The sequence below is a fragment of the Nocardia sp. NPDC058176 genome (genome assembly GCF_042883805.1).
Taxonomy (GTDB): domain Bacteria; phylum Actinomycetota; class Actinomycetes; order Mycobacteriales; family Mycobacteriaceae; genus Nocardia.
Genome location: NZ_JBHVVA010000004.1, coordinates 601435 through 615050 on the forward strand (window position 1 = coordinate 601435; position 13616 = coordinate 615050).

Here is a 13616-nt window from a genome sequence, read left to right on the forward strand (position 1 = left end):
GTGCGAAGCGAGCGCGGTCTGGGCGTGCGTAATACGTGCGAAATGCGTGGTCAGAGGCGTGGGAAGTGCTCGACAAGGGGCGTGCGCAACGCGTGCGCAATGCGCGGCTAATCTGACTCCCGTGCGCGTACTCGTCATCGGTTCCGGAGCCCGTGAACATGCCCTCGTCCTGGCGCTGCGCCGGGATCCCTCGGTGACGGCGGTGATCGCGGCCCCTGGCAATCCGGGGATCGGTCAGCACGCCGAGCTGCGCGCGGTCGACCCGTGCTCGGCCGAGGCCGTGGTCGCGCTGGCCGCCGAGGTCGCCGCCGACCTGGTGGTGATCGGGCCCGAGGTGCCGCTGGTGCTCGGCATCGCCGACGCGGTGCGCGCGGCCGGGTTCCCGGTGTTCGGCCCGTCGGCCGATGCCGCGCGGATCGAGGGCTCGAAGGCGTTCGCCAAGGATGTGATGGCGGTGGCCGGTGTGCGGACCGCGCACAGCGAGATCGTCGACAGCCCGGCCGAGCTGGACGCGGCGCTTGACCGCTTCGGCCCGACCTGGGTGGTCAAGGACGACGGGCTCGCCGCGGGCAAAGGCGTCGTGGTGACCGACGACCGTCGCGCGGCCCGCGATCACGGCGCCGAACTGCTCGAACAGGGTCATCCGGTGCTGCTGGAGTCGTTCCTCGACGGCCCCGAGGTGTCGCTGTTCTGCCTGGTCGACGGCGAGACCGTGATCCCGCTGCTGCCCGCCCAGGATCACAAGCGTGTCGGTGACGGCGATTCCGGCCCGAACACCGGCGGCATGGGCGCCTACACGCCGCTGCCGTGGCTGCCGGCGGCGACGCTCACCGAGATCGTCGAGGACGTGGTGAAGCCGGTCGCGGCCGAGCTGGTCGCGCGCGGCAGTTCCTTCTCCGGCCTGCTGTACGCGGGTCTGGCGATCGGCACCGACGGTCCCGCCGTCGTCGAATTCAACTGCCGCTTCGGCGATCCCGAGACCCAGGCCGTGCTCGCCCTGCTGGACAGCCCCTTCGCCGAACTGCTGCACGCCACCGCGACCGGTCGCCTCGCCGAGGTCGACCCGCCGCGCTGGAAGGACGGCTCGGCGATCACGGTCGTGCTGGCCGCGGAGAACTACCCGGCCCGCCCGCGCACCGGTGACGTGATCAGCGGCGCCGACGACGGTGCGCTCGAGGGCGAGACCCTGGTGCTGCACGCGGGCACCGCGCTGCGCGAGGACAAGGCTCTGGTCTCGGCGGGCGGCCGCGTGCTCAACGTGGTCGGCGTCGGCGCCGACCTCGCCCAGGCCCGCGAGCGCGCCTACGCCCGCCTGGAGCGCATCAAACTCCCCGGCAGCCATTTCCGCACCGACATCGGCGCGACCGAGGTCGTCATCCCCGAACACCGCACCAGCTAGCGATATTGGACGGTTGATCACCAGGCGCTCAGGTAAATATCGGCCGAGTAGCGAAAGCCACCAGTGCCTGGTGATCAATAGTCCAGTTCGGGCCGGTCATCTTTGGCGGTCAGGTCAGGCGTAGGCCGTGCATGGCGAGCCAGACTTGTGGGTCCACGTGTTGGTTGTTCTGGACGATTTCGAAGTGCAGGTGGGGGCCGGTGGAATCGCCTCGGTTGCCGATGCGGGCGATCTGCATGCCCGCGGGGACGCGCTCGCCCTGGGAGACGAAGAAGTCGTACATGTGGCCGTAGATGCTGATGGTGCCGTCGTCGTGCCGGATGCGGACCCACAGCCCGAAACCCTGCGCTGGGCCGGCCTCGATCACCGTGCCGTCGGCGACGGCGTAGATGGGACTGCCGATCGGGGCGGCGATGTCGATGCCGCGGTGCATGGTGCCCCAGCGTGAGCCGAAGCCCGAGGTGAACGCACCCTTGGCGGGCAGGCTGAACCCGCCGGTGGACGGGGTGGAACCGGGGGTCAGCACACCGGGGACGACCGGCGCGCGCTCGCCCATCCAGTCCTGCCACTCGCCGGACACCGCGGCCGCTGCCTCCGCTTTCGCCCGCTCCAGAGTTGCCCGCGCCGCAGCTGCCACCACGGCGGCCTCGCGACGCTTCTCGCCCGCGGCGATGGCATCGAGCATCGGCCGCACCGATTGCGGGTTCGGCTGGATCTGCGGGGGATAGGCGATCGCCACCCGCTGCGCCTCACCCGGCGCCAGCGGACGGTCACTGAGTGCGGCCCCGAACTGGGCATCGGCCGTCACGAACAGCGCGACCACCGCGACCCCGGCGATCAGCACCCGCCGCTCGATCAGCGCCGCCCGCACCCGCTCCTGACTCGGCCGCCGCGCCCACACCGCCTCCGCCTGCGTCCTGGGCCGCTCCCAGAACACCTTGCGGAACTCGCCGCCGCGCAGTTCACCCGCGACCGCGCCGACCGCCGGATACTGGTCGACCCAGGTCGATACACGATCACGCACGGAGATCTTCGCTGGCAGCTGACTGCGCCAATTCGACTGCAGGACACGTCCATTGACCAACCGGCGGCCGCGTTGAGCAGCCCCATCGCGCGGGTCATGCCGATCGCGACTCGGCACTCCGCTCGCGTTGCTGGTGCCGTGCTCGCGCGGTGCGGTCGCGTTGGCATCGGGTCGCCCGTGACCGCGCCCCTGGCCTGTGCCGGGCGCGCGCTTTCCGGCAACTTCACGGTGTGTGTCGACGGCACCGCTCGGCTCGGCAGTGTCGACTGCCGCCTGCGCGATCCCCTCGGCCGCAGCTTGCTTCGCTGATCCCGGCAAGCTCGCCCCGTCGGTTTCGACGGCAGCGGGCTCGACGCGCTCGGCATCGGCGGGAGCCAGGGGCCCGACTGCCTTCGTCCGCTTCATCCCGAGCCTCGGCCACCGTCGCCGCCCCGCCGTCCCGGGCTCGACATGGTCGGCATCGACGGGAGTCACGTCCCCCACCGTCTCGATCCGCTTCATTCCGCCCCCCACCCCCGGCGCGCCCGCCCCGGCCGCGTCGGTGGCTGCGTCTTCGCTGTCGGAGCCATTGTGCCGACAATATCTGTGCGTGCGCGCGATCGGGTGCTCTACCGTCTCTCGGGTGTCCAGAGAATCGCGCCGGTCGACCATTCCCCCTTTCTACGTGATGGATGTGTGGAAAGCGGCAGCCGAACGGGCCAGGTCGCACGGAGATGTGCTGGTCCTGGCGGCGGGGCAGCCGTCGACGCAGGCGCCTGCACCGGTGTTGCGGGCGACCAAGGCCGCGATCGATGACGAGTTGCTCGGCTACACCGAGACCTTCGGCATCTTGGCGTTGCGCGAGGCGATCGCCCGGCACCACACCGAGACCTACGGCTACGACGTGCACCCCGACGAGGTGGTGGTGACGACCGGATCCTCCGGCGCGTTCACGCTGATCTTCCTGGCCGCCTTCGACGCGGGCGACACGGTCGTGGTGGCCCGCCCCGGCTACCCCGCCTACCGCAACACGCTGACCGCGCTCGGCTGCACCGTCGTCGAACTCGACTGCGGCCCGCAGACCAGGTTCCAGCCCACGGTCGCGATGCTCGAGGCGCTGCCCGAACCGCCCGCGGGCCTGGTGGTGGCCAGCCCGGCCAACCCGACCGGCACCATGATCGACCCGGCCGAGCTGGCCGAGCTGGCCCGCTGGTGCGAACAGCACGGCACGCTGCTGATCTCCGATGAGATCTACCACGGCATCACCTACGCGGGCGCCAGCACGCCGACCTCCTCGGCCTGGGAGTTCTCCCGCGAGTCGGTGGTGATCGGCTCGGTGTCGAAGTACTTCTCGATGACCGGCTGGCGGCTGGGCTGGATGCTCGCCCCGGCCGACCTGCGCCCCGCGCTGCAGCGGCTGGCCTCCAACATGACCGTGTGCCCGCCCGCCATCTCCCAGTACGCGGCGGTGCACGCCTTCGGCGCGGAAGCCAAGGATGAACTGGACGGGCACGTGCGCCGCTACGCGCGCAACCGGGCACTGCTGCTGGAGGGTCTGCCCGCCCTCGGTATCACCGAGTTGGCCCCCGCCGACGGCGCCTTCTACGCCTACGCGGAAATTGGTCATCTGACCGACAATTCGCTCGCCTGGTGCGCCGACGTACTCGCCGAAACCGGCGTCGCACTGGCTCCCGGACTCGACTTCGACACCGTGCACGGCAGCCGCACCGTCCGCTTCTCCTTCGCAGGATCCACAAACGACATCGCCGCAGCACTGGACCGTCTCGGGCCGTACTTGAAGGCTTGATCTGGGCCCGTGTCAACAGTGATGTGCGACAACAACTTTGCCTAGTACGAACACTTCCGGACCGGGATACGGTAAAACTCAGTTATCCCGAATTCCCAGTGTTTCCCCGATGACGATTGCGCACGGTTGAACTGATGATGACTGGCACGATGGCACGGTGACCACCGCGACGACCCCGAAAGGCGAACGACGTCGCCAGGCTCTGGTGGCGGCGGCGGCTGAACTGTTGCTCGAGGGCGGCTTCGACGCCGTGCGACATCGCTCGGTGGCCTCACGGGCCGATCTTCCGCTCGCGTCGACCACCTACTACTTCGAATCACTGGAAGATCTGATCGCGCGCGCCGTCGAGTTCAGCGGGGCGATCGAACTCGACGCCATGCGCCGCCGGGTCGGCGAGGTCAGCCACCGCAGGCGCGGCACCGACGCGACCGTCGACCTCGTCCTCGACCTGCTGGTCGGCCCCGACGACGGCGACCTCGACGCCCGCGGTCAGCTGATCGCCCGCTACGAGCGCTCGGTCGCCTCCGCACGCCACCCCGAGTTACGCGAGGTCCAGCTCCGACTACGCACCCAGCTCGAAGACCTGCTCGCCGACGTGCTGCGCCGCTCCGATCGAGTGGTGCGCCCCGAGCAGCTGCGCCGGCTGGTCGCCGTGGTCGACGGCGCGGTGGTCGCCGCCCTCATCGAGGGCCATCCCGAACCCCGCCGCCCCGCCAGAGCCGGACTGCTGGAAATGATCGACATCGTCGCCCCGCCCGTGGTGCCCAACATGATGCCCCAGCAGGCCGAACGGGTGCGCCAACTAGACTGAGCATTCGTGAGCCTCGTCCCGAATGTCCTCGCCACCCGTTACGCCAGCCCGGAGCTCGTCGCGCTCTGGTCGCCCGAGCACAAGATCGTGCTCGAGCGCAGGCTGTGGCTCGAGGTGCTGCGGGCGCAGTCCGAGCTCGGGATCGACATCCCCGCCGGAGTGCTCGACGATTACGAGCGCGTGATCGACCAGGTGGACCTGGCCTCGATCGCCGAGCGCGAGCGGGTCACCCGCCACGACGTGAAGGCGCGCATCGAGGAATTCAACGCACTGGCCGGGCACGAGCACGTGCACAAGGGCATGACCAGCCGCGATCTCACCGAGAACGTCGAGCAGCTGCAGATCCGGCTCTCGCTCGAGCACGTGTACAACCACGGCATCGCCATCGCGGCCCGGCTGGCCGAGCGGGCCGCCGAGTACCAGACGCTGGTGATGGCCGGTCGCTCGCACAATGTCGCCGCGCAGGCCACCACGCTCGGCAAGCGCTTCGCCTCCGCCGCCGACGAGGTGCTGGTCGCGCTCACCCGCGTGCGTGAGCTGATCGAGCGTTACCCGCTGCGCGGGATCAAGGGCCCGATGGGCACCGCCCAGGACATGCTCGACCTGCTCGACGGCGACGCGGGCAAGCTGGCCGCGCTCGAACAGCAGGTGGCGCGCCACCTCGGCTTCGCGACCGTGTTCACCAGCGTCGGCCAGGTGTACCCGCGCTCGCTCGACCACGATGTGCTCTCGGCGCTGGTGCAGCTGGGCGCCGGACCGTCCTCGTTCGCGCACACGATTCGCCTGATGGCGGGCCACGAGCTGGTCACCGAGGGTTTCCAGCCCGGCCAGGTGGGCTCCTCGGCGATGCCGCACAAGATGAACACCCGCTCCTGTGAGCGCGTCAACGGCCTGCAGGTGGTGCTGCGCGGCTACGGCTCGATGGCCGCCGAGCTGGCGGGCGCGCAGTGGAACGAGGGTGACGTGTTCTGCTCGGTGGTGCGCCGCGTCGCGCTGCCCGACGCCTTCTTCGCCATCGACGGCCAGTTCGAGACCTTCCTGACCGTGCTCGCCGAGTTCGGCGCCTACCCGGCGGTGGTCTCCCGCGAACTCGACCGCTACCTGCCGTTCCTGGCCACCACCCGCATCCTGATGGCGGCGGTGCGCGCGGGTGTCGGCCGCGAGACCGCGCACGAGGTCATCAAGGAGCACGCGGTCGCGGTGGCGCTGGCCATGCGCGAGCAGGGTCGCGAACCCGATCTGCTCGATCGCCTCGCCGCCGACGAGCGGATGCCGCTGGATCGGGCCGCGCTCGACGCGGCGCTGGCCGACAAGTCCGCCTTCATCGGCGCGGCGGCCGACCAGGTCTCCGAGGTCATCGCGCAGGTGCAGAAGCTGGTGGAGGCCAATCCCGAGGCCGCGCGCTACTCGCCGTCGCCGATTCTGTAGAGCGTCGTAGTGCGAACCTCGCCGCCGCTGCCATTGTTCCGGCGCCGGTGGCGGGGATTCGCGCGAAAGGCGCACGCGCGGTTTCGATACCGTACGCGCGTGAATCCGTACACGATCTTCGCCGACATCATCGCCGGGTCGGCGCCTGCTTCCAAGGTCTACGAGGACGAGGATGTCCTGGCGTTCATGGACATTCGTCCGGTGACGCCGGGGCACGTGCTGGTTGTCCCCAAGGCCGCCGCGCCGAGCCTGGCCGATCTCGATCCCGAGTTGGGCGGCAAGCTCTTCCGGGTGGGCCAGCAGATCGCCGCCGCGCTGCGGTCCAGTGAAGTGGCCGCGGACGGTGTGAATTTCTTCCTCGCCGACGGTGTCACGGCCGGGCAGGAGATCTTCCATGTGCACCTGCACGTGATCCCGCGGACGCCCGGTGACGGCTTCGGTCTGCGCGCCCGGCCCACCTCGCCCGCGCGCGCCGATCTCGACTATCTCGCCGGGTCGATCCGGGGCGCGCTCACCCGCTGAGCCGCGCATCGGGCGAACCGGGCATTGCAAACCGGGAAGTTTGCTGAAGAAACGCCGGGGCCGTGAAATGCCTCACATTCGTACGCTGGTGGGTTATTTTGGACTGTCATTGGCTTGCGGTTATGGAGGGTGGGACGTGCGTCGTACAGGTGTTGCTGCTTCAGTGCTGGCTTTCGCCATCGCGTTGATCGGACCGGCGGTCGTGCACACGGCACCCGCATCCGCCGCGGACTTCGTCGCGGTGAACTCGCTCAGTGCCACGCGGACCGCGATCACGGTCGCCTCGCCCGCCATGGGCCGCAATGTCGACCTACAGGTCCTGCACCCCGCCGGTGGCGGATCCCGCCCCACCTACTACCTGCTCGACGGACTCGACCCCGGCATCGGCCAGAGCACCTGGACCAACGCCACCGACGCCGAAGCCTTCTTCCGCGGCAAGCACATCAATGTGGTCCTGCCGATCGGCGGGCAGGCCAGCTACTACACCGACTGGCTCACCGACGACCCGCGGTTCGGCCGGTACAAGTGGGAAACCTTCCTCACCCAGGAACTGCCGGGCCTGATCAACGCGCGCTTCGACGGCAACGGCGTCAACGGCATCGGCGGCCTGTCGATGGGCGGCAACGCGGCCTACATCCTCGCCGCCCGCCACCCCGGCCTGTACCGGGCGGTCGCCGGCTACAGCGCCTGCCCCGACACCGCGATGGCGGCGAGCGCGATCATGTTCTCCATCGCCACCCGGGGCGGCAACCCCGGCAACATGTGGGGTGCGCCGGGTAGCCCCGAGTGGGCCGCTCACGATCCGGCGCTGATGGTCGAAGGGCTGCGCGGCAAGGCGCTGTACATGTCCACCGGCACCGGTATCCCCGGGCCGCACGAGGCCCAGCTCAAGCCGCAGCTCGCGGAGAACATCTTCCTCGGCGGGCCCATCGAGCTCGGCGTCAACACCTGCATGGTCGCCTTCGACCAGCGCCTGCGCGCGGCCGGGATCGGCGCCAAGATCGATTACCACCCCGTCGGCACGCACTCGTGGTCCTACTGGCAGGACGCGCTGCACGCGTCCTGGCCGACCATCGGCCCCGCGCTCGGGGCCTAGTTGTAGGGGACCGGCGGTGCCGTCTCGGTCATGGTGTCCTGCCACGTGATGGTGCCGTCGGCCTCGTCGACGTAGGTTCCGGTGCACTCGCCGTCGGCGGCCGCGCCGAGTTCGGCCAGCAGCGTGGGATCGGCCACCTCGACGACGTGGTCGAAGCCGGTGCCGCTGCCGAGGATGCCGTCGACGTAGACCCGGCACTGGCCGCCGTCGAGTCGGCCGTCGGCCCATTCGCCCGAGCTCTGGACCACGGTGTACCTGGTGTCGCCCGGGGTGTCGTCACCGGCGTTGAGCTGGGGGAACAGATCCGAGTACACGCAGGCGTCGTAGCCGTCGGCCGGGCCCTGGGTGCAGCCGCCGGGGGAGCCGTACTGCGCGGTGCCGATCGCGATCGAGGAGTCGACGAGCGTGTGCCCGCCCAGCTCCTTGAGGAACCACCGCGCGCTGACGCCGCCGACGCTGTGGCCGATCAGCGCCACCTCGTCGGCCTCCTCGGCGATCGAGGTGACGGTCGCGCGGATGAGCTCGGCGTCCTCGCGCAGCACCCTGCCGGGCACGTCGATGTAGTGCGTCTCGAAGCCGCGCTGCTCGAGCGAGGTCCGCATCGGCTGGAACAGGCTCTCCCACACCGGCCCGCTGGCATAGAGCTGCTGACCGGGCACGATGAACGCGATCTTGCGCGGCGCGGGTGGTTCGGCCTGCGCGGCGGCGGCGCCCATGGCGAGCGCCGAGAACACGGCGAGCTGCGCGGCGACGACGAATCGCACGGTCCTGCCCATGACGGCCTCCTTGTGGTTTTGGTTTGGGTACCCTAACATTCCCTGCTCCATCGTCCGCGGCCGAGTTGGCGGGCCGGGGTGGGGCGCGGCGGCTACGGTGGACCCATGGCTGGCGAGAATCAGACGGTGTCGGCGCCGATCGCGAAGAAGGTGCCCTTCGAGCGCGTGCACCACGGCGACACGTTCGTCGACGAGTACGAATGGCTACGGGACAAGGAGGATCCCGAGGTCATCGCGTACCTGGAGGCGGAGAACGCCTTCACCGAGGCGCGCACCGACACGTTGCAGCCGTTGCGGGACAAGATCTTCGACGAGATCAAGGCGCGCACCCAGGAAACCGACCTCTCGGTGCCCACCCGGCTGGGCGAATACTGGTACTACTCGCGCAGTTTCGAGGGCAAGCAGTACGGCGTGCACTGCCGCTGTCCGATCGACGCCGCGGCCGACGGCATCGACGCGTGGACCCCGCCGCAGCTCGAGGTGGACTCGGTGATCGAGGGCGAGGAAGTGCTGCTCGACAGCAATGTCCTCGCCAAGGGTTTGGACTTCTTCGCGCTCGGCGCGTTCTCGCTGAGCCACGACGGCAATCTGCTGGCGTATTCGGTCGACAGCACCGGTGACGAGCGCTACACGCTGCGGATCAAGGATCTGCGTACCGGCGAGCTGCTGCCCGACGAGGTGGCCGGTGCCGCGCCGGGGGCGACCTGGTCGCTGGACGGCACGCACATCTTCTATCAGACCGTCGACGAGTCGTGGCGCCCCGACACCGTGTGGCGCCACCGCATCGGCACCGGCTCCGACGCCGATGTGACGGTCTTCCACGAGCCCGACGAGCGGTACTGGGTGAGCGTGGGCGCCACCCGCTCGGAGAAGTACCTGATGATCTGGCTCGGTTCCAAGATCACCACCGAGGGCTGGGTGCTGGAATCGGACAACCCCGAGGGCGCGTTCCGGGTGCTGCTGCCCCGGCGTGAAGGCGTGGAGTACTCCGCCGAACACGCGGTGATCGGCGGCGAGGACCGGTTCCTGATCCTGCACAACGACGTGGTCGACGGCGTGAAGGCGGAGAACTTCGTCCTCGCCGAGGCGCCGGCCACCGACCCCTCGGACATGACGATCCTGATCGGTCATCGCGAGGATGTGCGGCTCGAGGACATCGATGCCTTCGCCAACCACCTGGTGCTCGGCTACCGGCGCGACGCGCTGCCCCGCATCGCGGTCTGGCCGCTGAACGCGCAGGGCTACGGCGAGCTGACCGAACTCGAGTTCGGGCTCGAATTGTTCTCCGCCGGTGCGGGTTCGAGCCCGGAGTGGGAGCAGCCGACGCTGCGCGTGGGCGTCACCTCGTTCATCACCCCGATGCAGGTGTTCGACTATGTGCCCGCGACCGGTGAGCTGCTGCTGCGCAAGGAGCAGCCGGTGCTCGGCGGTTATGACGCGAACGACTATGAGCAGCACCGGGATTGGGCGGTCGCCCACGACGGCACCCGGATCCCGATCTCGCTGATCCAGCGGCGCGGCCTGCCCGCGGGGCCGAAGCCGACGCTGCTGTACGGCTACGGCTCCTACGAGGCCAGCATCGACCCGTCGTTCTCGGTGTCGCGGCTGTCGCTGCTCGATCGCGGGATGGTGTTCGCGGTGGCGCACGTGCGCGGCGGCGGCGAGATGGGCAGGCTCTGGTACGAGCACGGCAAGACGCTGTCGAAGAAGAACACCTTCACCGACTTCGTCTCCGTCGCAAGCCATCTCGTCGACAGTGGGGCCACCGCGCCGGACCGGCTGATCGCCGACGGTGGCAGCGCGGGCGGGCTGCTGATGGGCGCGGTCGCCAACCTGGCGCCGGAACTGTTCACCGGCATCCTCGCCAACGTTCCCTTCGTCGACCCGCTCACCTCGATCCTGGACCCGTCGCTGCCGCTGACGGTGATCGAATGGGACGAGTGGGGAAACCCGTTGGCGGACAAGGACGTCTACGAGTACATGAAGTCGTACTCGCCGTACGAGAACGTCGAGGCCAAGAACTACCCGGCCATCCTGGCCATCACCAGCCTCAACGACACCCGCGTGCTCTACGTGGAGCCGGCCAAGTGGGTCGCCAAGCTGCGCGACACCAAGGCCGGTGACAACGAGGTGCTGTTGAAGACGGAGATGAGCGCGGGTCACGGTGGGGTGAGCGGGCGCTACGAGAAGTGGAAGGAAGTCGGCTTCGAGTACGCGTGGGTGCTCGACAAGGTGGGCTTGGCCGACGCCTGATCGGTGCCCCGACTCCGGGATTGTGATTGCCGGAGGTCTGCGGTGTCGGCGAAGGTGAGCTGCCGTGCTCGCGGGCGCCGTGTTGGCGAGGTGGGCTGCCTCGACGCCCGACCGTGCTCGCGCCGGACGGGGCGTTCTTGTAGGAACGCTGTGCTGTTGGTGGGGTGGGCTGCCCTGACGCCCGGCCGTCGGCGGCGCACCTCGCCAGGTGGCCGCCGTCGGCAGTGCTCAGGCCTTGGCGGCGACGGCTTCGGCGGAGTCGAGCATGGTCTCGATGATCAGCTGCTGGATCTGCACCACGACGCCGTCAGGGTCGGTGACGCGCAGGCTGCGGCCGAAGTCCTCGTCGTGCAGGGTGAGGGCGTAGCCGGCGGCGGTCAGGCGTGCGGCGATGTCTTCGAGCGGCTCGTCGGTAGCCAGGTTCAGTTCGGTGGTGCCGGGCGGGCGGCCTTTGGACACCGATGCGTCGTGGATGCCGAGTGCGCCCGCGCCCGCCTCCAGATGCGCCCACACCGGGACGCTGAGTTCGGGGCGGAAGGTGAGGCCGAGGCCCGCGTAGAAGGCGCGGGTCGCCTCGACATCGGCGACGTAGCGGATGGGCAGAACGGTCAGCATTTCCGAGCTCCTTCGTGTGGGGGACTGGTCCCAGCATCAGGGCGCCGATGCGGGATCAGACGCTAAAATCGGCTGAGGTTTTCCGAATCCGACATCCGGGGGTCCGCACGTGATGGAATCCGTCGACCTCGATGAGCTCGATCGGCGCCTGATCCACGCCTTGCAGATCGACGGTCGCGCCCCCTTCCGGCGCATCGCCGATGTCCTCGGCGTCTCCGAACGCACGATCGCCCGCCGCTACCAGCGCCTGCGTTCCCGACTCGTACTGCGCGTCGTCGGCCGCGTCGACAGCGCCCGCGCCGGCCTCGTCGACTCGGTCGTCCTGATCCGCTGCGCCCCCGGCACCGAGGAGCACCTCGCCGCCGCCCTGTCCCGCCGCCCCGACACCTCCTGGGTGGCCCTGACCGGCGACGGCCCCAACCTCACCTGCATCTTCGCCACCCCCACCGGCACGGACCTCACCGCCGCCCTCAGCCGCCTCCCCGACATCCGCGACCTGACGGTGAGCACCATCCTCCGCTTCGTCGCGGGCACCGAAGGCTGGCCGGGCCGCACGAACGCCCTGACCGCCACCGAGCAGGCGGAACTGTCCACCTCGAGACCGAACCCGGTCGAGCCCGGCTCGCTGCTCCGGGCCGAGCGGGAGGATCGCGCGGTCCCACGGGGGTCGGCTGTGCCACGGTCGGATTCGGTCGAGACCGGCTCGCCGTTCGCAGCCGAGCGGGAAGATCGCGCCTTCTCGTCGTCGGGGTCGACTGTGCCACTGCGGGGTTCGGCCGGGACCGGCTCGCTGCTCGTGGCCGAGCGGGAGGATCGCGCCTTCTCGTCGTCGGGGTCGACTGTGCCACTGCGGGATTCGATCGGGACCGGCTCGCTGCTCGAGGTCGAGGGGGAGGATCGCGCGGTCCCGCTGGGGTCGACTTTGCCACTGTCGGACCCGGTGTCCGATGCGGAGCGGATGGCGGCGGTTGCGACGAAGCCGGATCCACCTGCGCAACAGTCGGATTCGACCCTCGCTGGCGGCACCGCGGTAGGTGCGGACGTGGCCGATCCAGAGTTCTCGGCGCCGATCGCCGCTGCCGCTCGTGAGTTCGACAGCGGACCCGCGCGAGGTTCGGCAGCGGCGCCTCGGCCTGACTGGACCGATCAGGATGCCCTGCTCGCCGCCGAGCTCGCCGTCGACGGGCGGGCCGAACTGCACCGGCTGGCTGCCCGGACCGGGTGGTCGGAGCCGACCGTGCGGCGCAAGCTCGCGACCTGGCGGGCGGCGGGGGTGCTCGACTTCGAGGTCGAGATCGATCCCGCGCTGTTCGGCTATCGCGAGGAAGCGCTGGTGTGGCTGGCGGTGGCACCCGCCGGACTCCGCGAGGTGATCGACGCACTCCGCGGCCACCCCGGCGTCGCGTTCGCGGCCACGATCACGGGCTCCTGGACGATCTTCGCGATCGTCGAATTGCCCACGGTGGCAGACTTGCACGACTTCCTCACCCACGACCTCGCCGCCCTCCCCGGCATCACCCGCGTCGACACCACCCTGATCCGCCACCGCACCAAACGCGCCGGCCCACTCCTCGTCTCCCCGGCGCCGAAGCCGCAGCGCGGCCGCTGACCCCCCGAACGCGCGGGCCTCCTTCTCGTCCCGCGACGCCACACACGGCGGCACAGCGACGGCCAATCCGCGCGCCATCCATCCCGCGGGCGCCGAGCCCACCGGGCTGAACGCTGCCGGGCTGAACGCTGCCAGGCCGGACGCTGCCAGGCCGGACGCTGCCGGGCTGAACGCTGCCGGGCCGGAGGCTGCCGGGCCGGACGCTGCCGGGCCGGACGCTGCCGGGCCGGACGCTGCCGGGCCGGACGCTGCCGGGCCGGACGCTGCCGGGCCGGACGCTGCCGGGCCGGACGCTGC

Annotated in this window: 12 protein-coding genes; 9 read left to right on the top strand and 3 right to left on the bottom strand. The window is 70.0% G+C overall.

All coding sequences use genetic code 11. The features are described from left to right. The first annotated feature begins 121 nt into the window (after positions 1-121). Positions 122-1399, top strand: coding sequence for a phosphoribosylamine--glycine ligase (gene purD / locus ACFVVM_RS24190; RefSeq protein WP_387622241.1), 1278 nt, complete (start codon positions 122-124; stop codon positions 1397-1399). 109 nt (positions 1400-1508) lie between these two features. Here the strand turns inward: purD and ACFVVM_RS24195 are convergent, their stop codons facing one another. Continuing rightward, the gene (locus ACFVVM_RS24195; protein ID WP_387622244.1) at positions 1509-2423 is read right to left on the bottom strand and encodes a M23 family metallopeptidase; all 915 of its coding nucleotides are present in this window, start codon (positions 2421-2423) and stop codon (positions 1509-1511) included. Between the two features lie 177 nt (positions 2424-2600). Here ACFVVM_RS24195 and ACFVVM_RS24200 point away from each other — a divergent pair, with 177 nt between their 5' ends. The 6 genes from ACFVVM_RS24200 (at position 2601) to ACFVVM_RS24225 (ending at position 8066) form a co-directional block, all read left to right on the top strand. Beyond that, positions 2601-2732 (top strand): hypothetical protein, encoded by a 132-nt coding sequence (locus ACFVVM_RS24200; RefSeq protein WP_387622246.1) that lies wholly within the window; start codon positions 2601-2603, stop codon positions 2730-2732. Positions 2733-3045: 313 nt separating this feature from the next. Continuing rightward, positions 3046-4209: a pyridoxal phosphate-dependent aminotransferase gene (locus ACFVVM_RS24205; RefSeq protein WP_387622249.1), complete on the top strand. Its 1164-nt coding sequence runs from the start codon at positions 3046-3048 to the stop codon at positions 4207-4209. 157 nt (positions 4210-4366) lie between these two features. Then, on the top strand, positions 4367-5020 hold the full coding sequence (locus ACFVVM_RS24210) for a TetR/AcrR family transcriptional regulator (protein WP_071926145.1): 654 nt from the start codon (positions 4367-4369) through the stop codon (positions 5018-5020). Positions 5021-5026: 6 nt separating this feature from the next. Then, the gene (gene purB, locus ACFVVM_RS24215; RefSeq protein ID WP_387622252.1) at positions 5027-6448 is read left to right on the top strand and encodes an adenylosuccinate lyase; all 1422 of its coding nucleotides are present in this window, start codon (positions 5027-5029) and stop codon (positions 6446-6448) included. Positions 6449-6547: 99 nt separating this feature from the next. After that, positions 6548-6970, top strand: a complete 423-nt coding sequence (locus ACFVVM_RS24220; protein ID WP_387622255.1) for an HIT family protein — start codon at positions 6548-6550, stop codon at positions 6968-6970. Positions 6971-7133: 163 nt separating this feature from the next. Then, entirely contained in the window at positions 7134-8066 is a 933-nt protein-coding gene (locus tag ACFVVM_RS24225) for an alpha/beta hydrolase (RefSeq protein ID WP_387622257.1), read from the top strand. Here ACFVVM_RS24225 and ACFVVM_RS24230 read toward each other — a convergent pair. Beyond that, positions 8063-8842, bottom strand: coding sequence for an esterase/lipase family protein (locus tag ACFVVM_RS24230; protein ID WP_387622260.1), 780 nt, complete (start codon positions 8840-8842; stop codon positions 8063-8065). The two genes, ACFVVM_RS24225 and ACFVVM_RS24230, sit on opposite strands and share 4 nt — an antisense overlap. Positions 8843-8947: 105 nt before the next feature. Here ACFVVM_RS24230 and ACFVVM_RS24235 point away from each other — a divergent pair, with 105 nt between their 5' ends. Then, a complete protein-coding gene (locus ACFVVM_RS24235) occupies positions 8948-11095 on the top strand; it encodes a S9 family peptidase (RefSeq protein WP_387622262.1) in 2148 nt (715 codons plus the stop codon). Between the two features lie 228 nt (positions 11096-11323). Here the strand turns inward: ACFVVM_RS24235 and ACFVVM_RS24240 are convergent, their stop codons facing one another. Then, positions 11324-11710: a VOC family protein gene (locus tag ACFVVM_RS24240; protein WP_387622265.1), complete on the bottom strand. Its 387-nt coding sequence runs from the start codon at positions 11708-11710 to the stop codon at positions 11324-11326. A 112-nt stretch (positions 11711-11822) separates the two neighbouring features. Here ACFVVM_RS24240 and ACFVVM_RS24245 point away from each other — a divergent pair, with 112 nt between their 5' ends. After that, positions 11823-13319 (top strand): Lrp/AsnC family transcriptional regulator, encoded by a 1497-nt coding sequence (locus tag ACFVVM_RS24245; RefSeq protein WP_387622268.1) that lies wholly within the window; start codon positions 11823-11825, stop codon positions 13317-13319. Positions 13320-13616 lie beyond the last annotated feature (297 nt).

What these genes read in the sequence shown, in the direction of transcription:
- ACFVVM_RS24235 (WP_387622262.1), top strand. Translation starts at nt 8,948, where the DNA reads ATGGCTGGCGAGAATCAGACGGTGTCGGCGCCGATCGCGAAGAAGGTG.
- ACFVVM_RS24240 (WP_387622265.1), bottom strand. Translation starts at nt 11,710, where the DNA reads ATGCTGACCGTTCTGCCCATCCGCTACGTCGCCGATGTCGAGGCGACC.
- ACFVVM_RS24230 (WP_387622260.1), bottom strand. Translation starts at nt 8,842, where the DNA reads ATGGGCAGGACCGTGCGATTCGTCGTCGCCGCGCAGCTCGCCGTGTTC.
- ACFVVM_RS24245 (WP_387622268.1), top strand. Translation starts at nt 11,823, where the DNA reads ATGGAATCCGTCGACCTCGATGAGCTCGATCGGCGCCTGATCCACGCC.